Source organism: Rhodobacter lacus (genome assembly GCF_042683065.1).
Lineage (GTDB): Bacteria > Pseudomonadota > Alphaproteobacteria > Rhodobacterales > Rhodobacteraceae > Rhodobacter > Rhodobacter lacus.
In genome coordinates, this window is sequence record NZ_JBHUIX010000009.1 from 209,869 (window position 1) to 234,386 (window position 24,518).

At 65.7% G+C, this 24,518-nt stretch carries 23 protein-coding genes; 9 read left to right on the plus strand and 14 right to left on the minus strand.

Going from position 1 to position 24,518, the window contains the following annotated elements; genetic code table 11:
* The first annotated feature begins 16 nt into the window (after positions 1-16).
* Positions 17-2,560 (plus strand): Hint domain-containing protein, encoded by a 2,544-nt coding sequence (locus ACFSM0_RS08645; RefSeq protein WP_377389346.1) that lies wholly within the window; start codon positions 17-19, stop codon positions 2,558-2,560.
* 32 nt (positions 2,561-2,592) lie between these two features.
* Here the strand turns inward: ACFSM0_RS08645 and ACFSM0_RS08650 are convergent, their stop codons facing one another.
* Positions 2,593-3,783 (minus strand): phosphoglycerate kinase, encoded by a 1,191-nt coding sequence (locus tag ACFSM0_RS08650; RefSeq protein ID WP_377389348.1) that lies wholly within the window; start codon positions 3,781-3,783, stop codon positions 2,593-2,595.
* Between the two features lie 181 nt (positions 3,784-3,964).
* On the opposite strand from ACFSM0_RS08650, the gene ACFSM0_RS08655 reads away from it, so the two are divergent.
* Both ACFSM0_RS08655 and ACFSM0_RS08660 read left to right on the plus strand, forming a co-directional pair.
* Entirely contained in the window at positions 3,965-4,471 is a 507-nt protein-coding gene (locus ACFSM0_RS08655; protein WP_377389350.1) for a peptidylprolyl isomerase, read from the plus strand.
* Positions 4,464-5,069 carry a peptidylprolyl isomerase gene (locus ACFSM0_RS08660; RefSeq protein WP_377389353.1) on the plus strand — a complete coding sequence of 202 codons (606 nt, stop codon included), beginning with the start codon at positions 4,464-4,466 and terminating at the stop codon, positions 5,067-5,069. Before ACFSM0_RS08655 ends, ACFSM0_RS08660 begins: the two co-directional genes overlap by 8 nt.
* Positions 5,070-5,241: 172 nt before the next feature.
* Here the strand turns inward: ACFSM0_RS08660 and tyrS are convergent, their stop codons facing one another.
* Positions 5,242-6,492, minus strand: coding sequence for a tyrosine--tRNA ligase (gene tyrS / locus ACFSM0_RS08665; protein ID WP_377389355.1), 1,251 nt, complete (start codon positions 6,490-6,492; stop codon positions 5,242-5,244).
* A 59-nt stretch (positions 6,493-6,551) separates the two neighbouring features.
* Between tyrS and ACFSM0_RS08670 the strand changes: the two genes are divergently transcribed.
* Both ACFSM0_RS08670 and ACFSM0_RS08675 read left to right on the plus strand, forming a co-directional pair.
* Positions 6,552-7,682 carry an anhydro-N-acetylmuramic acid kinase gene (locus ACFSM0_RS08670; protein ID WP_377389358.1) on the plus strand — a complete coding sequence of 377 codons (1,131 nt, stop codon included), beginning with the start codon at positions 6,552-6,554 and terminating at the stop codon, positions 7,680-7,682.
* A gap of 68 nt (positions 7,683-7,750) precedes the next feature.
* Complete coding sequence (locus tag ACFSM0_RS08675) at positions 7,751-8,191, plus strand: DUF4405 domain-containing protein (protein WP_377389361.1); 441 nt, start codon at positions 7,751-7,753, stop codon at positions 8,189-8,191.
* Here the strand turns inward: ACFSM0_RS08675 and ACFSM0_RS08680 are convergent.
* The 6 genes from ACFSM0_RS08680 to ACFSM0_RS08705 form a co-directional block, all read right to left on the minus strand.
* Positions 8,188-8,616: a cupin domain-containing protein gene (locus tag ACFSM0_RS08680; RefSeq protein WP_377389364.1), complete on the minus strand. Its 429-nt coding sequence runs from the start codon at positions 8,614-8,616 to the stop codon at positions 8,188-8,190. The two genes, ACFSM0_RS08675 and ACFSM0_RS08680, sit on opposite strands and share 4 nt — an antisense overlap.
* A gap of 95 nt (positions 8,617-8,711) precedes the next feature.
* Entirely contained in the window at positions 8,712-9,986 is a 1,275-nt protein-coding gene (eno, locus tag ACFSM0_RS08685) for a phosphopyruvate hydratase (protein ID WP_377389366.1), read from the minus strand.
* A gap of 126 nt (positions 9,987-10,112) precedes the next feature.
* A complete protein-coding gene (locus ACFSM0_RS08690; protein ID WP_377389368.1) occupies positions 10,113-11,015 on the minus strand; it encodes a DMT family transporter in 903 nt (300 codons plus the stop codon).
* A gap of 65 nt (positions 11,016-11,080) precedes the next feature.
* On the minus strand, positions 11,081-12,502 hold the full coding sequence (locus ACFSM0_RS08695; protein WP_377389371.1) for a protein adenylyltransferase SelO: 1,422 nt from the start codon (positions 12,500-12,502) through the stop codon (positions 11,081-11,083).
* A 52-nt stretch (positions 12,503-12,554) separates the two neighbouring features.
* Positions 12,555-13,490, minus strand: a complete 936-nt coding sequence (locus ACFSM0_RS08700; protein WP_377389373.1) for a nucleoside hydrolase — start codon at positions 13,488-13,490, stop codon at positions 12,555-12,557.
* 58 nt (positions 13,491-13,548) lie between these two features.
* Positions 13,549-15,408 (minus strand): ABC-F family ATP-binding cassette domain-containing protein, encoded by a 1,860-nt coding sequence (locus ACFSM0_RS08705; RefSeq protein WP_377389375.1) that lies wholly within the window; start codon positions 15,406-15,408, stop codon positions 13,549-13,551.
* Positions 15,409-15,655: 247 nt separating this feature from the next.
* Here ACFSM0_RS08705 and ndk point away from each other — a divergent pair, with 247 nt between their 5' ends.
* Positions 15,656-16,078, plus strand: coding sequence for a nucleoside-diphosphate kinase (ndk, locus tag ACFSM0_RS08710; protein WP_097070160.1), 423 nt, complete (start codon positions 15,656-15,658; stop codon positions 16,076-16,078).
* Between the two features lie 275 nt (positions 16,079-16,353).
* On the opposite strand, the gene ACFSM0_RS08715 is transcribed toward ndk, so the two are convergent.
* Entirely contained in the window at positions 16,354-16,506 is a 153-nt protein-coding gene (locus ACFSM0_RS08715) for a hypothetical protein (protein ID WP_377389379.1), read from the minus strand.
* 279 nt (positions 16,507-16,785) lie between these two features.
* Entirely contained in the window at positions 16,786-17,304 is a 519-nt protein-coding gene (locus ACFSM0_RS08720) for an RrF2 family transcriptional regulator (protein WP_377389381.1), read from the minus strand.
* A gap of 347 nt (positions 17,305-17,651) precedes the next feature.
* Here ACFSM0_RS08720 and ACFSM0_RS08725 point away from each other — a divergent pair, with 347 nt between their 5' ends.
* Positions 17,652-18,644 (plus strand): SLAC1 anion channel family protein, encoded by a 993-nt coding sequence (locus ACFSM0_RS08725; protein WP_377389383.1) that lies wholly within the window; start codon positions 17,652-17,654, stop codon positions 18,642-18,644.
* Between the two features lie 288 nt (positions 18,645-18,932).
* On the opposite strand, the gene ACFSM0_RS08730 is transcribed toward ACFSM0_RS08725, so the two are convergent.
* The 4 genes from ACFSM0_RS08730 to ACFSM0_RS08745 form a co-directional block, all read right to left on the minus strand.
* Positions 18,933-19,541: an inner membrane-spanning protein YciB gene (locus ACFSM0_RS08730; RefSeq protein ID WP_377389386.1), complete on the minus strand. Its 609-nt coding sequence runs from the start codon at positions 19,539-19,541 to the stop codon at positions 18,933-18,935.
* Positions 19,542-19,552: 11 nt separating this feature from the next.
* Complete coding sequence (locus ACFSM0_RS08735; protein WP_377389389.1) at positions 19,553-20,458, minus strand: EamA family transporter; 906 nt, start codon at positions 20,456-20,458, stop codon at positions 19,553-19,555.
* A gap of 139 nt (positions 20,459-20,597) precedes the next feature.
* Positions 20,598-22,019, minus strand: a complete 1,422-nt coding sequence (ftsY, locus tag ACFSM0_RS08740; protein WP_377389392.1) for a signal recognition particle-docking protein FtsY — start codon at positions 22,017-22,019, stop codon at positions 20,598-20,600.
* Between the two features lie 63 nt (positions 22,020-22,082).
* Complete coding sequence (locus ACFSM0_RS08745) at positions 22,083-22,724, minus strand: lysoplasmalogenase family protein (RefSeq protein ID WP_377389395.1); 642 nt, start codon at positions 22,722-22,724, stop codon at positions 22,083-22,085.
* A 112-nt stretch (positions 22,725-22,836) separates the two neighbouring features.
* On the opposite strand from ACFSM0_RS08745, the gene ACFSM0_RS08750 reads away from it, so the two are divergent.
* Positions 22,837-24,036 carry an alkane 1-monooxygenase gene (locus tag ACFSM0_RS08750; RefSeq protein ID WP_377389398.1) on the plus strand — a complete coding sequence of 400 codons (1,200 nt, stop codon included), beginning with the start codon at positions 22,837-22,839 and terminating at the stop codon, positions 24,034-24,036.
* A gap of 63 nt (positions 24,037-24,099) precedes the next feature.
* On the plus strand, positions 24,100-24,516 hold the full coding sequence (locus tag ACFSM0_RS08755; RefSeq protein WP_377389400.1) for a hypothetical protein: 417 nt from the start codon (positions 24,100-24,102) through the stop codon (positions 24,514-24,516).
* Positions 24,517-24,518: the final 2 nt, after the last annotated feature.

The window sequence follows — 24,518 nt, forward strand, 5'->3', positions numbered from 1 at the left end:
CGCTCCGGTGCTCTCGATGACAGTTTATACTTTTCAAGGCTACAGTATTTCGGAATACACCGGTGCCGCTCCCGCGATCGGCGCGACGTTTCATATCCGTTCCGATTTCGATGCCGCGACCGATGCGATCACATTCAGCATCAATGACGATGATACCACGCTCGCAGGGTCGCGCTGGAGCAGCTACGACAGCACGCTCCAGACCGGGACCGTCAGCACGGCCTCGGGAGCGCAGATCTACAGCGGCACCTTGCGGGTGGGCTGGCGTGCCACCTTCATCTTGCCCGATGGCTCGACCGTGCATGTCTGGGATGTGTGGACCGGGGCAACGGATGGCTATCCGATCGGTCTGATCTCGGATGGTGAGCTGCCCCCCGGCGTCACCTTCCAGATCGGCGCCTATGATGAGGCCACCACCGTCGGCACATGGCCGACCTATACCACGATCCACACCCCCACCGCGGACCCTGATCTCGACAACACGATCACCGGCGGCAGCCTGAACGATTCGCTCTATGGCGGGGCGGGCAACGATACGGTTATGGGCGGGGCGGGCAATGACACCGTTGTGCTGGGCGACGGCAATGACGTCTTTGGCTCCTATCTGTCCGAGACCGGCAATGATCTTGTGTATGGCGGGGCGGGCAACGATCAACTGATTGGCGGGCCGGGCGCCGACACGCTTTATGGCGAGGACGGCAATGACACGATCGCCGGGGGTTCCGGCAACGATTGTCTGTTCGGCGGCGCGGGGATGGACCAATTCGTCATCACCAATGGCCATGACCATGACACGATCGACGGTGGCACCGAGCACGACTCGATCTGGTTCAGCAACTACGGCGGCACCACCTATTCCGTCACCGTCACCTATTCCGGCACGGGGGCGGGCAGCTACAGCCTCAGCTCCGGCACGGACAGTGGCATTTTCACCTCGATCGAAGGGATCGGCGGCACCTCTTTCAACGATACCCTCGATGCCACGGCAGACGGGGGAGGCGTTTATCTTGGCGGCGGCGCGGGCAATGATGTGATCTTCGGCGGGTCGGGCGCCGATACGCTCGACGGCGGATCGGGGGCTGACAGGATCACCGCCGGCGCCGGCAATGACCTGATCATCGGCGGCGGGGGGGCGGATTCGCTCTATGGCGGCACGGGCGACGACACTTTCCGGGTCTATGACACCGATGGCCCGGGCACGCTGATTCTCGGTAACAGCGGCACCGATACGGTCGAATTTTTCGCCACCACAGGCACGGGCGCCCATGTGGTTTATAGCGGGGCGGGCGCCTTCAGCTGGTGGAGCACCTCCGGGGCGCCCGTCCAGCTTGGCACCGCGACCGGGGTCGATGCGATCACCGGCACGCAATACGGCGACTGGATCGACGCGGCGGGCCAGGACAATACGGCGGTGTCCAGCTACGCGACCGGCGCGGGCAATGATTCCGTCTTTGGCGGCAGCGCCGCCGAGACGATGTGGCTCGGTGACGGCAACGATATCGCTTACGGCAATGCCGGCACCGACGCGATCCATGGCGAGGCGGGCGATGACACGCTCTCGGGCGGCCTTGGTGCCGACACGCTTGACGGGGGGGCGGGCAATGATCTGCTGATCGGGGGGGCGGACAATGACAGCCTGACCACGGGCCTCGGGGCCGACACGCTCGAACTCGCCGATGGCAGCGGCCATGACACGGTGAGCGATTTCGACATGACCGGGGCCGACACCGGCCATGCCACCGATCAACTCGATGTCTCGCACCTCACCGATGCGCTTGGCGATCCGGTGAACTGGAGCGATGTCACCGTCACCGATACCGTGGGTGATGGCACGGGCAATGCGATCTTGCTGTTTCCGAACGGGGAGAGCCTGACCTTGCTTGGCGTCAGCGTCTCTCAGGTGAGTGGCAAGTTCGCGCTGCACTCCATTGGTATTCCATGCTTTCTTGCGGGCACGCGGATCGAGACAGTGGCGGGGCCGGTGCCGGTCGAACGGCTCCGGGCCGGGGATCGGGTGATCACGCGCGATGGCGGGCCAAGCGCGATTATATGGATCGGGCAACGCCATGTGGGGGCGAAGCGGCTCGCGGCAGATCCGGCCACCCGCCCGGTGGAGATCCGCGCGGGCGCGCTTGGCAATTCTCGTCCGTTGCGGGTCTCGGGCCAGCACGGGGTGATGGTCTTGACCGAGGCCGGGGAGCGGCTGGTGCGGGCGCGCCATCTGCTCCTGTCGGGGTGGGGCGGGGTGCGGCAGGTGGAGGGGGTGGCTGGCGCGCGCTATTTTCACGTGCTTTTGGCACGCCATGCGCTGATTGGCGCCGAGGGGCTGTGGGCGGAGAGCTTCTGGCCCGGCCCGATCGGGGGGACAAGCTTTGGCGCGGCGGCTTTGCGCGATCTGCTCACCGCGTGCCCGGCGCTTGCGCCGGCGGTGCTGGGATCGGCGCGCGTTGAGAGCGTTTACACGCCGCGCGCCCGGCCGATGCTGCGTCGCCGCGAGGTCACGGCCGCGGCCTGCGCGCGCTGGGCTGCAGCCACCCGCGCGCTTTGCTGCGCGCAATGAGGGGCGGGCCCGGAGGCCCGCCGCCTGTCGGATTACTTCGTCAGAACCGCCACGCCGGGCAGTTCCTTGCCTTCCATCCATTCGAGGAAGGCGCCGCCCGCGGTCGAGATATAGCTGAAGTCTTCCGCCGCACCGGCCTTGTTGAGCGCCGCCACGGTATCGCCGCCGCCTGCCACCGAGACGAGCTTGCCATCCTTGGTGAGTTCCGCCGCCTTTTGTGCCGCCGCATTGGTCGCCGCATCGAACGGCGCGATTTCGAAAGCACCGAGCGGGCCGTTCCAGATCAGCGTTTTCGAGGCTTCGAACACGGTGGCGATCTCTTCGACCGATTTCGGCCCGGCATCGAGGATCATCGCATCGGTGGGGCACTCATCCTTGGCCACGGTCTCGTTTTCAGCCCCCGCCTTGAACTCGCGCGCCACCACCACATCGACCGGCAGATGGATCGCGCAGCCCGCGGCATGCGCCTTTTCCAAGATCTCGCGGGCGGTCTCGGCCATCTCCCGTTCGGCCAGGGATTTGCCCACGTCGATGCCCTGCGCGACAAGGAACGTGTTCGCCATGCCGCCGCCGATCACCAGATGATCGACCTTGCTCACGAGGTTGCCCAGAAGGTCGAGCTTGGTCGAGACCTTCGCCCCGCCCACCACGGCACAGACCGGGCGCACCGGATTGCCAAGCGCGGCCTCGAGCGCCTTCAGCTCGGCTTCCATCAGCCGCCCCGCAGCGGCGGGCAGGATATGCGCCACGCCTTCGGTCGAGCTGTGCGCCCGGTGCGCGGCCGAGAAGGCGTCGTTCACATACACTTCGCCCAGCGCGGCCAGCGCAGCGCTCAGCTCCGGGTCGTTCTTTTCTTCGCCGGCATGGAACCGGGTGTTCTCAAGAAGCAGAACCTCGCCCGGCTCAAGCGCGGCAACAGCGGTTTTCGCCGGGCCGCCGATGCAGTCATCGGCAAATTTCACCGTCACGCCGAGCGCTTTTTCGAGCTCCGGCACCAGCGGCTTGAGGCTCATCTCCGGCACGACCTTGCCCTTGGGGCGGCCGAAATGGGCCAGCAGCACCGGCTTGCCCCCCTTGGCGAGAATGTCCTTCACCGTCGGCACGATCTTCACGATCCGGGTCGCGTCGGTCACAACGCCGTTTTCCACCGGCACGTTGATGTCGACGCGCACCAAAACGACCTTGCCCGCAAGATCCATCTGGTCGAGCGTTTTCCAAGCCATAAGCATTCTCCTGATCTGGGCGCGGGCGGGCTCGCCTCCCGCGGCTCGCGCAAAATTGCCCCGATGTGAGGGCCTCGTCAACGCCCCCTGCCGCACCCCCTCGTGAAAACCTTGCGGCGCTTTGCCCTTTTCTCCTGCGCAGGGAGCCCCTAGATTGGCCTCGACCAATCAGGAGAGCCCCATGGCCGATATCAAGGATCCCGAGAACACCATCATCATCACCCTCAAGGATGGGCCCGTGGTGATCGAGCTGCTCAGCGATGTCGCGCCGCTCCATTGCGAGCGGATGAAGCAACTCGCGCGCGATGGCGCCTATGACAATGTCGCCTTCCACCGCGTGATCGAAGGGTTCATGGCGCAGACCGGCGATGTCGAAAACGCGAATATGGAAAAGGACTACAACCCGGGCCGTGCGGGCACCGGCGGGTCGAAATACCCCGATCTCAAGGCCGAATTCTCCAAGCTGCCGCATGACCGTGGCACGCTCGGCGCGGCGCGCTCGATGAACCCGCATTCGGCCAACAGCCAGTTCTTCATCAATTTCAAGGACAACCACTTCCTCAACGGGCAATACACCGTCTATGGGCGGGTGATCTCGGGGATGGAATTTGTTGACAAGATCGCCCGCGGCGAGCCGCCGGTGAACCCGGACCGGATGATCTCGGTCAAGGTGGCGGCCGATGCGTAAGCTTTTGGGCGCAACCGTTCTGGCGCTCGCCGCGACCGGTTTTGCGACCGGTTTCGCGACGGTGGCCCTTGCGCAGGACGGCACCACCGCGCCCGACGGGCCGGGGCCGAACCTCGTGCTCGAGATCGGCGGCACCACCTCGGGCAAGGTCGTGATCGACCTTTTGCCCGATGTCGCGCCCCAGCATGTCGAGCGGATCACCCAGCTCGCCAATGAACATGCCTATGATGACGTGGTGTTTCACCGCGTGATCGAGGGGTTCATGGCGCAGACGGGCGATGTGCAGTTTGGCAAGCGTGGCGGTGATCTGTCGATGGCGGGGATGGGCGGGTCGAAATACGGCGATCTGCCGGCGGAGTTTTCGAACCGCTCCTTCACCCGTGGCATGGTGGGGATGGCGCGCTCGGCCGATCCGAATTCGGCCAACAGCCAGTTTTTCATCATGTTCGACGCGGCGCCGCACCTTGATGGCCAATACACGATCGTTGGCCATGTGGTCGAGGGCATGGATGTGGTCGATCAGATCAAGAAAGGCGCGGCGCAGCAAAACGGGCTCGTTGCCGATCCGGACTATATCGTGCACGCCACCATCGAATAACCGGGCACAGAGGGGGGCGCTGCCCCCCGTCCGCAAGCGGACTCCCCCCGGGATATTTTCGCAAAGTCGAAACCAGAAGGGCGCTCCGAAACGGGCGCCCTTCGACTTTGTGGAAATATCCCGGGGGTGAATTGGCCGAAGGCCAAGAGGGGGCAGCGCCCCCTCTCTCCGCTCAGCCGATCTGCACCAGCGCGTGGCGTTTCTTGCCCGCGCTGAGCTTGACCGGCTGGGCCAGATCGGTGGCGGAGAACATCCGCCCGGCATCGGTGCAGGGTTCGTCATTCACCTTGAGCCCGCCTTCGGCGATCAGGCGCTTGCCGTCCTTGCCGGTTTTGGCAAGGCCCGAACGCACCACGAGTTGTGCAAGGCTGATGCCCTCGGCCAGCTCTGCGGCGGGCAGGCTCAGCGTCGGCAGATCCTCGCCCACGCCGCCCTTTTCAAACACCTCGCGCGCGGTCGCTTCGGCGGCGGCGGCGGCTTCGGCGCCGTGCAAAAGCGTTGTCACCGCATTGGCGAGGATGATCTTTGCGCCGTTGATCTCGGAGCCTTCGAGCGTGCCGAGCCGCTCGCATTCTTCCACCGGCAGATCGGTGTAGAGTTTGAGGAACCGGCCCACATCGGCATCGGTGGTGTTGCGCCAGAATTGCCAGAACTCATAGGGCGAGAGCATCTCGCCATTGAGCCAGACCGCGCCGCCCTGGGATTTGCCCATCTTGCGGCCGTCCGAGGTGGTCAGAAGCGGGGTGGTCAGGCCAAAGATCTCCTGGTCGCAGACGCGGCGCGTGAGGTCGATCCCGTTGACGATATTGCCCCATTGATCCGAGCCGCCCATCTGCAGCAAACAGCCGTAGCGGCGGTTCAGCTCAAGGAAGTCATAGGCTTGCAAGATCATGTAGTTGAATTCAAGGAAGCTCAGCGATTGCTCCCGGTCGAGCCGCGACTTCACCGATTCAAAGCTCAGCATCCGGTTGACCGAGAAATGCCGCCCGATGTCGCGCAGGAACTCGAGGTAATTGAGATCATCGAGCCATTCGGCATTGTTGCGCATCAGCGCGCCATTGCCGGCATCGGTATAGTCGAGATAGCGCGCGAACACGCGCTGCATGCCGGCGATGTTCTCGTCGATCTTTTCGGGGGTCAGCAGCGGGCGCTCTTCGGAGCGGAAGCTCGGATCGCCCACCTTTGTCGTGCCACCGCCCATAAGCGTGATCGGCTTGTTGCCGGTTTTCTGGAACCAGCGCAGCAGCATGATGTTGAGCAAATGCCCCACATGCAGCGAGGCCGCCGTTGCGTCATAGCCGATATAGGCCGTCACCATCCCCTTCGCGAGGGCCGCGTCGAGTTCTTGCAGGTCTGTGCAATCGGCAAGGAAGCCGCGCTCGATGATGATGCGCAGGAATTCCGATTTCGGGTGATAGGTCATCGTGCTTGTTCCTCTGGCTTGGCCATGCGTATATCGGCCTGAAAACCAAAGGGGAAGCCATGTTGAAAGCGGAACCGGTCTGGGCGCTTGGCACGATGTCGGGCACCTCGCTCGACGGGGTCGATGCGGCGGCCCTTCTCACCGATGGCGAGACGATCCTCGGGTTCGGGCCGTCCGCCTATCGCCCCTATAGTGCTGAGGAACGCGCCGTGATCCGCGCGGCCTTCGGGCGCTGGCCGGGGGAGGCGGGGGTGGAGGCTGCCGCCGAGGTGGTGGAGACCGCGCATGCCGAACTGCTCTCCGAACTTCTGGAGGCCTGCCCGGAGGCCGCGCTGATCGGCTTTCATGGGCAAACGCTCGCCCATGATCCGCAGGGGCTGGCGGGGCCGCGCCGCACCCATCAGGCGGGCGATGGCGTGGTCTTGGCAGAGGTGCTCGGGCGCGATGTGGTGTGGGATTTCCGGTCCTCGGATGTGGAGCTGGGCGGAGAGGGCGCGCCGCTCGTGCCCTATTTCCATTTTGCCTGCGCCAAATGGGCCGGGCTTGCAGAGCCGGTTGCCTTTCTCAATCTCGGGGGCGTTGGCAATGTGACCTACGTCGATCCGCGCGAACCGGGGCCAGAGGTGCCCGGCGCGGTGCTGGCCTTTGACACCGGCCCCGCCAATGCCCCGCTCGATGATTACATGCGCCTTCACCTTGGGCAGGCAACCGATGCGGGGGGGGCGCTTGCGCTGTCTGGTCAGGCGGATGCGGCGGCGGTGGCGCGGTTCCTCGCGCATCCGTTCTTTATGCGCATGCCGCCCAAATCGCTCGACCGAAACGAGTTTCACGCCCTTTTGCAAGCGCTTGTCGCCCCGCTCTCCGAGGCTGATGCGCTCGCCACGCTGGTGGCCTGTGCCGCCGCCGCCGTGGCGCGGGGGGGGGAGCATTTTCCATCCCCGCCGGGGGCGGTGTTTGTGGCGGGCGGCGGGCGGCACAACCGCGCGCTGATGGCTGCACTCGCGCAGCGCCTGCCCTGCGCGGTGGCCCCGGTCGAAGAGCTGGAGCTGGACGGCGACATGCTCGAAGCGCAGGCCTTCGCGCATCTGGCCGTCCGGGTGGCGCGCGGGTTGCCGACGACCGGGCCCTCGACCACCGGTGTCTCGGCGCTGGTCGGCGGCGGGCGCGTCTCGGTGCCGCAGGGGGTCTGAGCCCGAAGCGACGGAACCGGATCGGGTTTGCGTTATACTATCGCATCAGGACAGCGATGGAGGATGCGATGCGTGATCCTGCTTCCGAAGCTCTGACAAAGCCTTGCCCGCCGTTTTCGAGCCGCGCGAGTGCGGTTTTTCTGGCGGGGTTCACATTCCTTGGTCTGGTGATCTCCGGCCTCGCCGTGGCGGTTGCGCCCGCAGGCCGGATTGCGCTCAACCTGCACTGGCAGCTCATCGGCCTGAGCCGGGTGCAATGGGAGCGCCTGCACCTGACGCTCGGGATATTCTTTCTGTTTGCCGCGGGGTGGCATATTGCGCTGCACTGGTCGGTGATCCGCAATCTGGTCTGGTCGATGCGCGCGCATGCGCTGTGCCACCGCCGGGAGCTGGGGCTGGCGCTTGCCATCGTTGCCGCGCTGATCGGCCTTGCCATCGTCGATTTGCCGCCCGCAAGCTGGCTCGCCGACGGGATGGATTTCTTCAAGCGCAGCTTCTGGCAGGCCTAGCCCGGAATCTCGACCCCCGGCGCGGCCAGCTCGAACCCTTCGAAGCGGAAGCCCGGAGAGACGGTGCAGCCAACAAGGCTCCAGGCGCCAAGCGTGCGCGCCGCCTGCCAGTGGAAGGGCGGCACGATGGCTTGCGCAACCTCGCCGCCCAGCACATCGGGCCCAAGGCGGAGCACCTGTGCGGGGCCGGCGTCGGTGGCGCTGAGGCGCAACTCAAGCGGGCTTCCGGCGTGAAAATGCCAGATCTCGGCGGCATCGACGCGGTGCCAGTGGCTCGCCTCGCCCGCCTTGAGCAAAAACAGGATCGCCGTGCCCGCAGGCCGCGTGCCGGGCGCGGCCTCGGCGACCCAGGTTTGCCGATACCAGCCGCCCTCGGGATGGGGCTGCAGCCGCAGCCGGTCGATGATCTGATCCGCGTCGCTCATGGCATCCTCCGTTTGGCGCCACAGTAGCGGCGCACAGGCAAAAGAAAACCCCGCCGGGCGGGGGCCCGGCGGGGTCTCATGGCTTTGACGCTGGCTTATTTCAGGATGCCGCGGCCCATGTATTCGGCGGTTTCACCCAGCATTTCCTCAATGCGGATCAGCTGGTTGTATTTCGCGAGCCGGTCGGAGCGGGCAAGCGAGCCGGTCTTGATCTGGCCGCAGTTGGTGGCCACGGCGAGATCGGCAATCGTCGCATCCTCGGTTTCGCCCGAGCGGTGGCTCATCACGTTGGTGTAGCGTGCGCGGTGCGCCATATCGACGGCCTTGAGCGTTTCCGAGAGCGAGCCGATCTGGTTCACTTTCACCAGCATCGAGTTGGCGACGCCTTCCTTGATGCCGCGCGCAAGCCGCTCGGGGTTGGTCACGAACAGGTCGTCACCCACGAGCTGCACCTTGCCGCCGAGCGTGTCGGTGAGCAGTTTCCAGCCCGCCCAGTCATCTTCGGCGCAGCCGTCTTCGATCGAGATGATCGGATAGTCGCCCACGAGCTTTTCGAGGTAGGCGACGTTTTCTTCGGAGGTCAGGCTCAGGCCTTCGCCCTTCATCTCGTATTTGCCGCCCTTGTAATATTCAGTCGAGGCGCAATCCATCGCCAGATAGATGTCTTCACCCGGCTTGTAGCCCGCTTTTTCGATCGATTTCAGGATGAAGTCGAGCGCGTCGCGGGTCGAGGCGAGCATCGGCGCAAAGCCGCCCTCATCGCCAAGGCCCGTCGAAAGCCCCGCGGAGGAAAGCTCTTTTTTCAGCGTGTGGAACACCTCGGAGCCCATCCGCACGGCATCGCGGATATTGCCCGCGGAAACCGGCATGATCATGAATTCCTGAATGTCGATCGGGTTGTCGGCATGTTCGCCGCCGTTGATGATGTTCATCATCGGCACCGGCAGGATGCGCGCCGAGGTGCCGCCCACGTAGCGATAAAGCGGCTGCGCAGTGAAATCGGCCGCGGCCTTGGCGCAGGCAAGCGAGACGCCGAGGATGGCATTGGCGCCAAGGCGGCCTTTGTTCGGCGTGCCGTCGAGTTCGATCATCAGCTTGTCGATGGCTTCCTGATCGGTGACATCTTCGCCCACGAGGTTCTCGGCCAGCTCGCCATTGACGGCCATCACCGCCTCAAGGACGCCCTTGCCCATGTAGCGCGATTTGTCGCCATCGCGGCGTTCCACCGCCTCATGGGCACCGGTCGAGGCGCCCGAGGGCACGGCGGCACGGCCCATGGTGCCGTCTTCGAGGGTCACGTCGACCTCGACGGTCGGGTTGCCGCGGCTGTCGAGGATTTCACGCGCGTGGATGTCGATGATCGTGCTCATGGCTGTGCTCCGATTGGGCGTTGATTGAAAAATCGTTCTCTCTATAGCCGGATGCTGCCGCTGCGAAAAGGGTAATGATAGCGGTAACGGCGCTGTTAGCGGCGGACTTTGCGGGAATATTTTGGCTCAGCCGAGGGGGGCGGCGGTGGCGCGGGCGGTGCGGGCCCGGGCGCGTTCGCGCGCAAGCGTGTAAAGCCCCGAGGCAACGATGATCAGCCCGCCGATCAGGGTCCATTGATCCGGGTGTTCGGCAAAGACGGTCCAGCCGATCGCCACGGCAAAGATCAGCCGCGTGTAGCGGAAGGGGGTAATCACCGCCACCTCGCCAATCCGCATCGCGGCGATGAGCGCGTAATAGCCCGCCGTGCCGACCACAAGCGCCGCGCCAAGCTGCGCGAGATCGCCCGGAGACAGCGGCACCGGCGGGCCTTGCAGCACGAGCAGGGCGGCGCCTGCGGGAATGCAGGTGGCAAAGCCGTAGGTGGCAAGTTGCATCGAGGTGATGGAGCGCGGCACGCGCCTTGTGATCACGTCGCGCGCGGCAAGGCCGATCACCGCCACCACGGCAAAGAGCGAGAGCACCGAAAAGCCCGCCGTGCCGGGGCGGATCACCACCAGAACACCGATGAAGCCGACAAGGATCGCCGACCAGCGCCGCCAGCCCACCGTTTCGCCCAAAAACAGCGCCGCGCCGAGCGTTACGGCGAGCGGTGTGGCTTGCAAGATCGCCGAGGCTTCGGCGAGCGGCGTGAAGGCGATGGCGCAGACGAAGGAAAGGGTGCCGACAAGCTCGCCGAAGTTGCGCCCGATCACGGCCGGGTTCAGCAGGTCGCGCGAGAAGAGCCGGTCGCCATTGCGCAGCGCGAGCGCGGCAAAGATCACCGTGCCGCCGAGCCCCATCAGCGCCAGCACTTCGCCCACCGGCATATGCCGGCTGAGCGCCTTGACGCACATGTCTTCGAGGGCAAAGCCGGCCATGGCCGCCACCATCAAAAGACTGCCGCGCAGATTTTCTACACCATGTCCCATGCGGGCGATGTGCCCGAGCGCACGGGCCGGGGCAAGCGGCGGATTGTATCCGCCACAAAATCGCCTCAGGTGCCGCAGAAGGTGCGCGCCACGCGCTCTTCGGGGCGCGGCGCGGCCTCAAGATCGGCGAAGCTCTCCACGGGCGTGAAGGGCGCGGCGAGCGCGGCATGAAGCCGGTGGAAGGGCGCGTAATCCCCCGCGACAGCGGCGGCGATCATCTCTTCGATGCGGTGGTTGCGCGGAATGCGCACCGGGTTGGCCGCCGCCATCACCGCCTCCGGGTCGTGCTCCCGCGCGATCCGCGCGCGCCACTCGGGCGCCCAGGTCTCGAACGCCTGCGGATCGGTGAATTCCTGCGCGGCGGTGCCGGTGCTCAGGCCGCGGAAGGTGCGAGTGAAATCCGCCCCCTCGCTTGCCATCCGGTTCAAAAGCGCCTCGATCAGGGGGCGGTCTTCGGGCGTGGCTGCGGCCAGGCCGATCTTGCGGCCCATCCGGGCGAGCCAGGCCTCCTGATAGGCGGGGGCAAAACCGTCGAGCACCGTCTGCGCCTCGGATACGGCCTGCTCGCCCGCGCCGATCAGCGGCAACAGGCACGAGCCGAGCTGCGCGAGGTTCCACAGCGCGATCTGCGGCTGGTTGGCATAGCCGTAGCGCCCCCGCGCGTCGATGGAAGAAAACACCTTTTTCGGGTGATAGGCATCCATGAAGGCGCAGGGGCCATAGTCGATGGTTTCGCCCGAAAGGGCGCAATTGTCGGTGTTCATCACCCCATGGATAAACCCGAACGACATCCAGGCGGCGATCAGCCGCGCCTGCGCCGCAGTGACGGAGGCGAGCAGGTCAAGCGCCGTGTCATCCTCGGGGTAATGGCGCGAAATCGTGTGATCGCAAAGCTTTGCGAGCGCCTCTTCATCGGCGCGCGCGGCAAAATATTCAAATGTGCCGACCCGGATATGGCTTGAGGCGACCCGCGCGAGCACCGCGCCCGGCTTGTGCACGCCGTCGCGGTAGACGGTCTCGCCCGTCAAAACACAGCCCAGCGCGCGCGTCGTGGGCACGCCAAGGGCCGCCATCGCCTCGGAAACCACATATTCGCGCAGCACCGGGCCAAGCCAGGCCCGCCCGTCCCCCCCGCGCGAGAAGGGCGTGCGGCCCGCCCCTTTCAGCACCAGATCTGCCCGCGTGCCGGCAGGGGGGACAAGCTCGCCCAGCAAGATCGCCCGACCATCGCCCAGTTGCGGCACGAAGCCGCCGAACTGATGCCCGGCATAGGCCTGTGCGATCGGCTCTGCCCCCTCGGGCACAAGATTGCCCGCGAGCATCGCCGTTCCCTCAGGCCCGGCGAGCCAATCAGCATCGAGCCCGAGCTGCGCGGCAAGCGCATGGTTCACCGCAATCGCACCGGGGCGCGCCACGGGGGTGGGGGGCAGCGCGGCAAAGAAGCGCGCGGGCAGGCGGGCGTAGGAATTGTCAAACGGAAGAGGCATAAGAAAGGATCTGGAGTGAAACGGGCGGCGGTCAAGGCCCGCCGCGGAGAGCTTAGAGACGGGCGAGCCTTTCGGTCAGGAGGGCATAAAAGCCCGCGGCATCCAGATCGCGCATGTAAAGGACATTGGCCTTGCGCGGGCTCACACGCCACCAATCCGCCACCGTCATCCCCATCGTCAGCTCGGACCGGGTTTCGACGGCCACGTTGATGTGGCGCCCCGAGAACAGGTCGGGCTGAAGCAGATAGGCGATCACGCAGGGGTCATGGAGCGGCGCGCCGTCCGAGCCGTATTTCGCCATGTCGAACCGCTCGAAGAAATCGGTCCAGCATGCCACGGCATGGCCGACCGGCGTGCCGAGGGCGCGAAAGGCCTCGATGCGGGCGCGGGTGGTGAGCGCCTTGTGCGTGACATCAAGCGGCATCATCACCACGGCGACGCCCGAGCGCAGCACAATATCGGCGGCCTGCGGATCGACATAGATGTTGAACTCGGCGGTCGGGGTGACATTGCCGCCCTCGAAGAAACCACCGCCCATCAGCACGATCTCGGCCACGCGTTCCTTGATGTCGGGGGCGCGGGCAAAGGCGGTGGCGATATTGGTGAGGGGCCCGAGCGGGCAGAGCGTCACCGTGCCGGGCGGCTCGGCGCGCAGCGTTTCAATCAGAAAGTCGACCGCGTGGCGCTCTTGCAGCTTCATCCGCGGCAAGGGCAGGGCGAGGCCATCGAGCCCGGTCTTGCCATGCACATATTCGGCCGTGACGAGCGCGCGTTCCATCGGCCGGTCGCAGCCCGCAAAGACCGGAATTTCGGTGCGCCCGGCAAGCTCGCAGATCACGCGCGCATTGCGTGCGGTCAGATCGAGCGGCACATTCCCCGCCACGCAGGTGAGGCCCAACACCTCCAACTCGGGGCTGGCGAGCGCGAGCAGCAGGGCGACGGCGTCATCCTGCCCGGGGTCGGTGTCGATGATGATCTTGCGGGTCATGGGCGGCTCCTTTGCGCTACCTTGGTCGAGGCGGGGGCGCTTGTCCAGACCACTCGGTTCAGCCTGCCATCGCTGTTTCAAGCGCCTCGAGCGCCGCCATCCACAGCTCTTCGGCGCGGCCCATCGCCTCGCGCGCCTCGGCATGCTTGAGGAGCCACTTGTTGCGCTCTGTTGCCCGCTCCGTCTCGTAAAGCGCCGGATCTGCAAGCTTTTCATCGAGCTTGGCGAGCATCTCGGAGAGCTTTTCAACGCGCTCCTCGCATTTGCGCGCCTCGGCCCGCAGGGCAAGGATCTTTTCGCGTGAGGGCTGGGCGGGCTTTTCCTTCGGTGCCGGTTTTGCGGCGGCCCTTTCCTCGGGGTCGCCCGCCAGAAGCTCTGCCCGGTAAGCCTCAAGATCGGCGGCATAGGGGGCGACGGCGCCGCCTTTCACGAGCCAGAGCCGGTCCGCGACCAGCGAGAGCAGATGCATGTCGTGGCTGACAAGGATCACCGCGCCCGAATAGGCGGTGAGCGCCTCCACCAGCGCCTCGCGGCTCTCGATATCGAGGTGGTTTGTCGGTTCGTCGAGAATGAGCAGATGCGGCGCATCGAGCGTGGCCAGAAGCAGCGAGAGCCGCGCCTTCTGCCCGCCCGAGAGCTTGCCGACCTCGGTTTCCGCCTGATCGGCAAGCAGGCCAAAGCCGGCAAGCCGGGCGCGCAGCTTGGCTTGATGTTCCTCGGGGCGCAGGCGTTGCAGGTGCAAAAGCGGCGTGGCGCCAAGGTCGAGCTCATCCACCTGATGCTGCGCAAAATAGCCGATGCGCAGCTTGGAAGACCGCGCAATCCGCCCCTCGCAGGTTTCGAGCTTGCCGGCGAGCAGCTTTGAGAGCGTCGATTTTCCCTCGCCGTTGCGGCCCAGAAGCGCAATCCGGTCATCTTGATCAATGCGCAGGTTGAGCCGCCGCAGCACGGGCTTTTCCCCATAGCCCACCGCCGCGCCATCCAGCGTGATGATCGGCGGCGAGAGTTGTTCGGGCACCGGGAAGGTGAAGACCTGTTTTGCCGCCTCTTCCGGGGCGGTGATCGGCTCCATCTTTTCGAGCATCTTCACCCGCGCCTGCGCCTGCGCGGCCTTGGTGGCCTTGGCCTTGAAGCGATCCACGAAGCTTTGCAGATGCGCGCGCCGCGCCTCTTGCTTTTTCGCCGCCGCGGCAAGGTTCGCGCGCGCCGCCGCACGCTGGCGGGCAAACTGGTCGTAGGGCCCCTGCCAGAGCGTGAGTTTGCGGTGTTCCAGATGCAGAATCGAGCCCACGGCACGGTTGAGCAGATCGCGGTCGTGGGAGATGATGATCACGGTGTGCGGATAGCGGGCCAGATATTGCTCCAGCCAGAGCGCGCCCTCAAGGTCGAGGTAGTTCGTCGGCTCGTCGAGCAAGAGCAGGTCGGGCTGGGCAAAGAGCACGCCCGCGAGCGCCACCCGCATCCGCCAGCCGCCGGAAAAATCCGAGCAGGGGCGGCGCTGCGCCTCTGCATCAAAGCCAAGCCCGCGCAAAATGGCAGAGGCGCGCGCCTCCGCCGACCAGGCGTCGATATCGGCAAGCCGGGTCTGCACCTCGGCGATGCGGGCGGGGTCAGTCGCCGTTTCGGCCTCGGCCAGAAGCTCCGCGCGCTCGGTATCGGCGGCCAGCACCGTGTCGATCAGGCTGGTGGCGGAGGAGGGCACCTCTTGCGCGACGCCGCCGATGCGCGCGCGCACAGGCAGCGAAATCTCGCCCGATTCGAGCGCAAGCTCGCCCCGGATCAGGCGAAAGAGCGTGGTCTTGCCGGCGCCGTTCGCGCCGACGAGGCCGACCTTGTGGCCGGTGGGGATGCGCGCCGAGGCGGCCTCAAAAAGCGGGCGGCCCTCGATCGCATAGGTGATGGCGTCGAGCGTGAGCATTCCCTGCCTGTGCCCGAGGCGCGCCGCAAGGTCAATGCCGGCGTGGATCTGCCGGACCCGGCGGAGCGGGCCGTTTCATTGACCATAGCCACATTTCTTTGCGCAATTGTCGCACGGACTGGCCAAAACGGCAGTCGCACGGGGGTTTTCAACGCCTCTGCCCCATGCTAGCAGGCGCAAGACCTTTCCCGACCGGTGGGCGGGCCCTCAGGGCGCTTCCGGTCCCCAACCAAAGAGGCTCTCCCTCATGGCCATCGAACGCACGCTGTCGATCATCAAACCCGATGCCACTCGTCGCAACCTCACTGGCAAGATCAATGCCAAATTCGAGGAAGCGGGCCTGCGCATCGTTGCGCAAAAACGCATCAAGCTCTCGCTCGAGCAAGCCGGCAAATTCTACGAAGTGCACAAGGAGCGCCCCTTCTACGGCGAGCTGTGCGAATTCATGGCGTCCGAGCCGGTCGTGGTGCAGGTGCTTGAAGGCGAAGGCGCCATTGCCAAGAACCGTGAAGTGATGGGCGCCACCAACCCGGCGAACGCCGCCGACGGCACCATCCGCAAGGAATTCGCGCTCTCCGTGGGCGAAAACTCGGTGCATGGCTCGGATGCGCCGGAAACCGCCGCGGTCGAGATCGCCTACTTCTTCTCCGGCCTCGAGCTGGTGGGCTGAGGCCTCAGGGCTGGCGCGCCGCGCCAGCCTTTCTCCGGCGCACGCCGGACCACAAGGCAATTACAAAGGCCGCCGCGGTGCTCCGGGGCGGCCTTTTGTTGTGTCGCAAAGGAAAAGCGTTTCGGCTTTCCGCCGCCTGCGTTGCGTTCTGCGTTGCGTTTTTGCACGGGCCATTCTGCACACCAGATTTGGGTGGTGTGCAGCTCACATTCGTTTTGCGGCGCTGGTTTGACAGCGCGCCGGACACCCGCAGGGAGCGGGTCCGTGAAACGGGCTCAGATCGAGGCCCAGTCCGTGATTTTCACCCCGGCTTGCACGGGCTTCGTGCTGGCGCCCTGTTGCTGCACCGAAGCGGGTTTGGATTGTTGCGCCTGAACGCCGTCCTGACGCTGGGTCGAGCTCATGCCCATCTGCAGACCATCTTGCATTTTTTGCCTCATACCTGTCACCATGCCCCGTCACGGGGCGCTGAGATTGTGGCGACACTATGACGCAGCTAGCCCGAACTGGACACATGGTCAATTCACTATGAATGACAGACGCGTGACATCGCGTGAGGCCGGCACAAAAGCCACGTTGCGAAGCTATTGTTAGCGCAAACCATTGCAATTTGGTCAGAAAATAAAACCGCAGACAATGGCTGGGGGGAGGGGGCGCCGCGCCCGCGCGTGCCGCAACCTGTCCGGGCGGGGCGCGCGTTGACGGGCTCAGGCGTCGAGATTGGCCGGATGCTCAGAGGCCGATCCGGTGCGTTTGCGCGCCGGGCTGCCGCAAAGCCCGACCCGAGGCCCGCCCGCGACCCGCAGCAAATGCTCAAGCGCGCCATTGTCGCGCACCATGTCGCCAAGCGTGTGCTTGTCCATCGCGGAATAGAAGGCCTCAACCGCCGCGCCAAGCGCGTCGCGGAACCGGCAGGCCTCCGAGAGCGGGCAGGAATTGGTCTCGCAATCGAAACATTCGACGAAGGGCAGCGAGGCCTCAAACGTGCGCAACACCTCGCCAACGCCAATCTGATCCATGTCGCGCGCAAGACGCAGGCCCCCCGAGCGGCCGCGCTGGGTCTCGACAAAGCCGCGTTGGGCGAGCGTGTTGACCACTTGTGCGAGATGGTTTTCCGAGGCGTTGCACGCTTCGGCGATCTCGTGTTTGCGCACGATCCGGTCGCCATTCACGGCGCAGAACATCAAGGTGCGCATCGCCAGGTTTGTCCGAGTCGTCAGTCGCATGCTGGCTCCGATTTCCCGATGGGGTGGGCTGAGGCGGGGGTAAGACATGTCTCAGATGCTATTTTGACATATGTCATGTCAGGCCAGATTGACAGTGAAACAGCGTCCTTGCGTCAATATGTCTGAATGATGCTTCTTTTATTGTATGCAGAAATCGCAATGTTATAACGCGGACAAAGCAGCGGCTGTGCTGTTGCTTGCGTCGGTCCGGTCTGCCCCGCTGCGGCGGGGGGCGGTTCTGCCGCCTCCGGTGCACGGGGCGCAGAATCGGGCCGATTTCAGAACCAATCAGACGGCGGACCCGGTGCAAACCCGGGCCCGCTCCCCTACGGAATCGAGGTCGCCTCATGATAGAGACCCCCACCGCGGCGCCGCAGCGCGAAAGCCGGCTGGCGCATTTTCCGATCACCTTCTACGCCACCACGATGGGCTTTGGCGGGCTGGCGCTGGCGCTGCGCGCCGCCTGTGCCCCGCTCGGCCTCGGGCCTTTGCCCTATCAGGGGATGCTTGGGCTGACGGCGGGGATCTTTGTCCTGATCTCGCTGGTCTATCTTGCCAAGGCGGCAGCACATTGGCACGCCGTGCATGCCGAGTGGCACCATCCGGTCCGGCTGTCGTTCTTCCCGACGATCTCGGTCTCGATGCTCTTGATGTCGATCGGGCTGATGACTGTCTCCAGACCCGCAGCGCTCGCGCTCTGGTCGCTGGGAACGGCGCTGCAGGGCGGGCTCACGCTTGCCGTGGTGACGAACTGGATTGGCACGCGCAGCTTTTTGCATGGCCATTTGAACCCGGCCTGGTTCATCCCGGCGGTGGGCAATGTGATCGTGCCGGTGGCGGGCGCGGGGCTTGGATTCACGGAGATCTCGTGGCTGTTCTTTTCGGCGGGGATGATGTTCTGGGTGATCCTGCTCACGCTCGTTTTCAACCGTCTGGTGTTTCACGACCCGCTCCCCGGACGGCTGCAGCCGACGCTGGTGATCATGATCGCGCCGCCTGCGGTGGCTTTCATCGCCTGGGTGCGGCTGACGATGGGGGAGGGGGCTCAGGTCGATGCGATGGGCCATGTGCTTTTGTCGCTCGCCTATGTCTTCGCCGCGCTTGTGGCGGTGCAAGTGCCAAGGATCCTGCGGCTGCCCTTCGCAATGTCGTTCTGGGCGCTGAGCTTCCCGGTCGCCGCGCTGACGATCGCCACGTTCCTTTATGCAGAGCTGACCGGCTCGATGGTGCATCTGTGGATGGCGGAAGGGTTGCTCGGTGTGCTCGTTGCGGTGATCGCGGGTCTGGTCGCGCGCACGCTTCTGGCAATCTTGCGCTGCGAGATCTGCCAGCCTGAGTGAACCGTGCTTTCGCCTCGGCAGGGCCGAGGCGACCCGCCGGGGGGCTTCGCCCCCCGGACCCCCCAGGATATTTTCACAAAGTCGAAGGGGAATTGGGCAAACGGGTCTGCGGAGGATCTTTGTTGGCTGGCCCCACCGATGTTGCTCGGGGCTTGCCCCGCCGCTCCCATGAGGCCCCCACCTTCGACTTTGCCTAAATATCCCGGGGGTCCGGGGGCGGAGCCCCCGGCGGGTCGCTCCGCGTCAGCGGAGCGAAATACCCAGCAAGCCCGGTCATCTGAGCGGGGCTCAGCTGTCTTTTTCATCCTCGGGGGCGTAGCGCGAAAACAGCGGCGCCTGAGCCGCGAAGAATGCCATCAGCAGCACCGGCAGCCCGAAGGTTTTGAAATTCACCCAGACCGTGTCGGAAAAATTGCGCCAGATCACTTCATTGGCGATGGCGAGAAAAAGGAAGAATGCCACGAGCCGCTTTGTCAGGATCGCCCAGCCGGCAGGCTGCATCGGGATCGCGCCGTCCATCACCAGTTGCAGCCAGGGTTTGCCGCGCAGCAGCCCAAACCCCAGAAGGGTGGCAAACAACAGATAGATCAGCGTCGGCTTCATCTTGAAAAAGCGCGGGTCATTGAACCAGATCGAGAGCCCGCCGAACACGACCACAAGCACGAGCGTGGCGATCTGCATCGGAGCCAGGCGGCCGGTCAGAACCCGCAGCGCGACCATCGCCGCGATCAGAACCGGCACGAAGATCGCCGTGGCGAGCACGAAACCGCCGTAACTCTGCCCCCAGAGCGTGACCGGGTGATCCTTCAGCAGGAAGAAGGCCGCAAAGAATACGAGCAGGGGGCCAAAGTCGAGCGCGGTCTTCAGCGCGGGTGCCACGGGTTTTTTCTCGCCCATATCGTCCTCCCTCAGCGGTCGCCCGCAAATTCCACCACCACCGCACCAAGCGCGATCAGCGCCATCAGCCCGGTGCGCCGCGGCCCGACCTTTTCGCCCAGCACAAGCCAGCCGATCAGCGCGGCGAAGACCGTCGAGGTTTCGCGCAGCACCGCCGCCTCGCCAACCCGGTCCAGCCGCGTTGCCATCATCACCGCGCCGAAGGAGAAATAGGCAACGATCGCGCCGATGACACCCTTTTTCACCAGATCCGGCCAATCGGCGGCGGGAATGTGTCGCCAGCGCCGCAGCGTGATCAGCGGCATGAACCAGGCATCAAGAAAGAAGAACCACGCCAAAAAGGTGAAAGGGTTCGGCGTGGCGCGGATGCCATAGGCGTCGATTGTGGTATAGGCGGCGACAAAGCCGCCGGTCAGCACCGCCAGAGCGAGCGCGGAAACCATGGTCTCGCGCCCCACGGTGAGGGTGCGCAGGTTGTAAAGCGCGAGCCCCCAGATGCCGCCCACAAGAAGCGCCACACCGCCCCATTGACCGGGGGTGAAATGCTCGGAGAAAAGAAGCCCCGCCCCGATCACCGTGAAAAGCGGCCCGGTGCCGCGCACGACCGGATAGACCACCGTATAGGCGCCGCGGGTATAGCTTGCGGCCTGTGCGAGCTTGTAGCCGATATGGACGAGTACGACGACGGCGAAGATCGGCCACATCTGCGGCTCGGGCCAGGGCACGACGAAAAGCGCGAACGGCGCGGCGATGATGCCGTAGGACGCGTCGATCACGCCGCGGCTGATCCAGGGATCATGGCGCCCCTTTTGCAACGCCCCAAAAAGCGCATGCAGAAAAGCCGCCATCAGCGCGAGGCCGATCGCCACGTGATGCCCGGTGGGCGTGCCGGAAATGGCGTTGATTGTGTCGAGCAAGGGTTTTCTCTGATCTGACGGGGAGGGGGGCGCTGCCCCCCGTCGCGTGCCGCGACTCCCCCCGGGATATTTCAGCAAAGTCGAAGCGCACAGAGGCTGGTCTTCGGCTTTGTGTCGAATTGGGCGCCGTGCCCCCTTCCTATTCGGTCTCGATGCCGACCAGGGCGGCGGCAAATTCCTCGGGGTCGAAGGGGGAGAGATCGTCGATCTGCTCGCCAAGCCCGATCGCATGGATCGGCAGGCCGAACTTGTCGGCCAATGCCACCAGCACGCCGCCTTTTGCCGTGCCGTCGAGCTTTGTCATCACCAGCCCCGAGACATCGGAGATCTTGCGGAACACCTCGACCTGCGCGAGCGCGTTTTGCCCGGTCGTCGCATCCAGAACCAAAAGCGTGTTATGGGGCGCACTGTCGTCGATCTTGCGGATCACGCGCACGATCTTGGCAAGCTCTTCCATCAGGTCGGCGCGGTTTTGCAGCCGCCCGGCGGTGTCGATCATCAAGAGATCTGCGCCATCCTCGCTTGCGCGTTTGAGCGCGTCGAAGGCGAGGGCGGCGGGGTCCGAGCCCTCGGGCGCGGTCAGCACCGGCACGCCCGCGCGATCGCCCCAGACCTTGAGCTGTTCGACGGCGGCGGCGCGGAACGTGTCGCCCGCGGCGATCACCACCTTCTTGCCGGCGGCGCGGAATTGCGAGGCGAGCTTGCCGATGGTCGTGGTCTTGCCCGAGCCGTTCACGCCGACGACCAGCACCACCTGCGGCTTGCGCGCATAAAGCGGCAGCGGCTTGGCCACCGGGTCCATGATCCGGGCGATTTCGGTGGCGAGAAGGTCCTTCAATTCCGGCACCGAGAGCTTGCGCCCCATCCGCCCCTCGGCGAGGTTGGCGCAGACGCGCAGCGCCGTCTCCACCCCCATGTCGGCGGCGATGAGCAGTTCCTCGAGGCTTTCGAGCATCTCGTCATCAAGCACCCGGCGCGGCACATCCGCCCGCCCGGCGATACGGCCAAAAAAGCCGGGCCGCGCGGCTTCGGGCGCGGCGACGGGGGGCTCGGGGGCGGCAGGCGCCTCTGGGGCAGGAGCGGGCTCCGGTTCGGGCTCCGGCTCCGCTTCGGCGCCACCGCGCCCCATCAGACGGCCAAAAAAGCCGCGTTTTTCGGCCTCGGGTTGCGGCGCGGGCGGAATTTCAGGCTCCGGCTCCGGCTCCGGCTCAGCTTCGGGCTCTGGCGCCGGTTCCGGCTCGGGAAGCGGTTCGGGTTCGGGAACCGGCTCCGGCTCTGGTTCAGGCGTCGGTTCCGGTTCGGGTCCGCGCTCGGGTTGCGGCGCGGGGGCAAAGGCGCTCTCGGGTTCGGGTTCGGGCTCAGGTGCCGGGGAAAGGGCCGCCTCCGGTTCCGCTGCGGGCGCCTCTTGCGGCGCCGGGGCGGGCGCGGCCGGGGCCTCCGCTTCGGGCGTGATCGCATCATCCGGCGCGGCCGGAGCCTCGGCCACGAGCGCGTCAAGCCCCTCCTCAAGCTTGGAGGAGGAGCGGGTGAGCCGCGATTTGAGCTTGTTGAAGAACGACATCGGGGCCTCCATTTTCAGTGATCCCTAACGGATCGGGGCGCGGCTGGAAAGGGTCAAGCCCGCTCAGCCGAGCGCGCTGCCTGCAATCAGCGCTTGCGCGGGCCAGTAAAGCGCCCAGACAGCCACGCTCGCACGCCGCTGCCAGCGCCCCTCGGGCAGCACGAAGAGTGCAAGCGCGAGAAGGAAATCCGAGGCCATGAACAGGAGCGCGCCCGCCACAAGGCGCGGGTCGGCCACGGTGAGGGCGGCGAGCACCATCGCCCAGATCACGCCCACATAGAGCCGCACCGGGAGCACAAGCGCCCCCGCCCGCGGCGCGATGAAGACCGCCGCCAGAGCCGCGAGCCCCGTGACGGCGAGCGCTGGATAAAGCGGGGGTGCGCCGGAGCCGAGCACGAAAAACGCTGCCCCATAGGCGAGATGGCCGAGCGCGAAGGCCGCCATGCCGATCAGGAAAGCCCCCGCTCCGGGGCGCGAGAGCGCCAGATCGCCCGCCGCCCCGGCGATGAGCCCCCAGAGGATCAGCGCCGCCGGGCCCTCGGGCGCCGTGACCGCGAGCCCGGCGGCGAGGGCGGCCACCGCCCCGGTCTTGACCGCGGATTTGCGCCAGCTTGGCGCGGCCAGCACAAAGGCGCGCCCTTGCCAGAGCGCGAGAGCAAGGGCAGCACAGAAAAAAGGCACGGCGGCGAAAGGAAGGGCATCCATCCGCCCATCGAGCCACAAAACCACCGGCGCGGCAAGTCGTCACCCCCCCCGCGGGGCCGATTTGCCGCTAAGGAAAGGCAAAGTCGGACCCATCGCTGCCGGAGATCTCCCCATGACAGAAAAGCCCACCGACACGCCCAAGGAACTGCCCTTTGCCACTTTTGTCACCGCGCTGAAGGGGCTCAAGGGCCTCGGCCGCACCGTGCCGGGGGTGGACCGCTTTGCGCTCGTTACCTTTGCGCCCCTGGTGTTGATCCTGTTTTCGGCCCTTTTTGGCGGGGTCTGGGCGCTGCTCGCGCTGGCGTGGGTGCTGCTTGGCATCGACCTTGTCGACCGGCGCTTGCCCAAGCCCGCACCCGATGCGCCCGAGGGCGCCGCATTCCCGAGCGCCGACACGCTCTCCAAGGCGCTCGCCATCGCCCATTTCGGGCTTTTGATGATTGTTGTGGGCGCGCTTGCGGGCTTTGCCGGCACCGGGGTGCTGTCGCGCATCGCGCTCTTCCTTGCCGCCGGGATCTGGTTTGGTCAGGTCTCGAATGCCAATGCGCATGAGCTGATCCACCGCGCCGAGCGCAGCCTTTTTGCGCTTGGCAAATGGGTCTATATCACGCTCCTTTTCGGCCATCATGTCTCGGCGCATCGGTTGGTGCACCACGCCGCTGTGGCCACCCCGCAAGACCCCGCCACCGCCACGCTTGGCGAAAGCTTCTGGGCCTATGCGCCGCGCGCGTGGATCGGCGGGTTCAGGGCCGGGCTCGAGATCGAAACGGCGCGCGCCGCGCAGCGCAAGGCGGCGCTCGGGCCGAAACCGGGGCTGAAAAAGCGCATCGCCGCGCTCAACCCCTATGTGCTCTACCTGCTGGGGGGCTCCTGGTGCGTGATCGGGGCGGTGCTGTTTTTCGGCTGGGGCGGGCTCTTCGCCTATCTGGCGCTGTGCGGCTATGCGCAGATGCAGATTTTGCTCAGCGATTACGTGCAGCATTACGGGCTGATGCGCCGCCAGATCGCACCGGGCCAATATGAGCCGGTGAGCGAGGCGCATAGCTGGGATGCGACAGAGACGCTCTCTTCGCTCTTCATGCTCAATGCGCCGCGCCATTCTGACCATCACGCCCATCCGATGCGCCCCTATCCGGCGCTGCAACTGGGCGATATCGCGGCGCCCGGGCGCCCGATCCTGCCCCATAGCCTGCGGGTGATGGCAACGCTTGCGCTTGTGCCGGGCAAGTGGCGCGCGATGATGGACGAGCGCGTTCTGGGCCTGCGCAAGGCCGAGGCCGCGCCCCAAGTGGCGCCCGCGCCGCAAGCGTGACTCACGCAGCCGTGGCTTTGCGCCGCGCCCGCTTTGCGGCATTCTGGGCGAAAGGAGACCCCGATGCGCCCCAGATCCCTTGTGCTCGTTTTTGCCCTCGCAGTGGCTCCGGCGTTTGCCGGGGCGCAAGATCTCGGCCCCCCGCTCACCGCAGAGCAGTTCGGGGCGCTGACGCTGGGCAAGACCATCACCTATTCCGCCGAGGGCGAGGTCTACGGGATCGAGGAATACCGCCCCGGACACAAGGTCGTCTGGGCCTTTGCCGAGGGGGAGTGCAAGGAGGGGGACTGGTTCGCACAAGGCGATCAGATCTGCTTTGACTATCATGAGCCCACTGTCGGGCTGCAGTGCTGGACCTTCCATCAAGGGCCTGAGGGGCTTGTGGCCTGGTTCGAGGGGCGGCAGGACGGCGAGCCGCTGGTGTCCCTGCGCGAAAGCACCGAGCCGCTCAATTGCCCCGGCCCCGAGATCGGGGTCTGAGC

Excerpts from the sequence above, each read along its gene's own strand:
- ACFSM0_RS08645 (WP_377389346.1), top strand. The coding sequence starts at position 17 with ATGACAGTTTATACTTTTCAAGGCTACAGTATTTCGGAATACACCGGT.
- ACFSM0_RS08650 (WP_377389348.1), bottom strand. The coding sequence starts at position 3,783 with ATGGCTTGGAAAACGCTCGACCAGATGGATCTTGCGGGCAAGGTCGTT.
- ACFSM0_RS08655 (WP_377389350.1), top strand. The coding sequence starts at position 3,965 with ATGGCCGATATCAAGGATCCCGAGAACACCATCATCATCACCCTCAAG.
- ACFSM0_RS08660 (WP_377389353.1), top strand. The coding sequence starts at position 4,464 with ATGCGTAAGCTTTTGGGCGCAACCGTTCTGGCGCTCGCCGCGACCGGT.
- tyrS (WP_377389355.1), bottom strand. The coding sequence starts at position 6,492 with ATGACCTATCACCCGAAATCGGAATTCCTGCGCATCATCATCGAGCGC.
- ACFSM0_RS08670 (WP_377389358.1), top strand. The coding sequence starts at position 6,552 with ATGTTGAAAGCGGAACCGGTCTGGGCGCTTGGCACGATGTCGGGCACC.
- ACFSM0_RS08675 (WP_377389361.1), top strand. The coding sequence starts at position 7,751 with ATGCGTGATCCTGCTTCCGAAGCTCTGACAAAGCCTTGCCCGCCGTTT.
- ACFSM0_RS08680 (WP_377389364.1), bottom strand. The coding sequence starts at position 8,616 with ATGAGCGACGCGGATCAGATCATCGACCGGCTGCGGCTGCAGCCCCAT.
- eno (WP_377389366.1), bottom strand. The coding sequence starts at position 9,986 with ATGAGCACGATCATCGACATCCACGCGCGTGAAATCCTCGACAGCCGC.
- ACFSM0_RS08690 (WP_377389368.1), bottom strand. The coding sequence starts at position 11,015 with ATGGGACATGGTGTAGAAAATCTGCGCGGCAGTCTTTTGATGGTGGCG.
- ACFSM0_RS08695 (WP_377389371.1), bottom strand. The coding sequence starts at position 12,502 with ATGCCTCTTCCGTTTGACAATTCCTACGCCCGCCTGCCCGCGCGCTTC.
- ACFSM0_RS08700 (WP_377389373.1), bottom strand. The coding sequence starts at position 13,490 with ATGACCCGCAAGATCATCATCGACACCGACCCCGGGCAGGATGACGCC.
- ACFSM0_RS08705 (WP_377389375.1), bottom strand. The coding sequence starts at position 15,408 with ATGCTCACGCTCGACGCCATCACCTATGCGATCGAGGGCCGCCCGCTT.
- ndk (WP_097070160.1), top strand. The coding sequence starts at position 15,656 with ATGGCCATCGAACGCACGCTGTCGATCATCAAACCCGATGCCACTCGT.
- ACFSM0_RS08715 (WP_377389379.1), bottom strand. The coding sequence starts at position 16,506 with ATGCAAGATGGTCTGCAGATGGGCATGAGCTCGACCCAGCGTCAGGAC.
- ACFSM0_RS08720 (WP_377389381.1), bottom strand. The coding sequence starts at position 17,304 with ATGCGACTGACGACTCGGACAAACCTGGCGATGCGCACCTTGATGTTC.
- ACFSM0_RS08725 (WP_377389383.1), top strand. The coding sequence starts at position 17,652 with ATGATAGAGACCCCCACCGCGGCGCCGCAGCGCGAAAGCCGGCTGGCG.
- ACFSM0_RS08730 (WP_377389386.1), bottom strand. The coding sequence starts at position 19,541 with ATGGGCGAGAAAAAACCCGTGGCACCCGCGCTGAAGACCGCGCTCGAC.
- ftsY (WP_377389392.1), bottom strand. The coding sequence starts at position 22,019 with ATGTCGTTCTTCAACAAGCTCAAATCGCGGCTCACCCGCTCCTCCTCC.
- ACFSM0_RS08745 (WP_377389395.1), bottom strand. The coding sequence starts at position 22,724 with ATGGATGCCCTTCCTTTCGCCGCCGTGCCTTTTTTCTGTGCTGCCCTT.
- ACFSM0_RS08750 (WP_377389398.1), top strand. The coding sequence starts at position 22,837 with ATGACAGAAAAGCCCACCGACACGCCCAAGGAACTGCCCTTTGCCACT.
- ACFSM0_RS08755 (WP_377389400.1), top strand. The coding sequence starts at position 24,100 with ATGCGCCCCAGATCCCTTGTGCTCGTTTTTGCCCTCGCAGTGGCTCCG.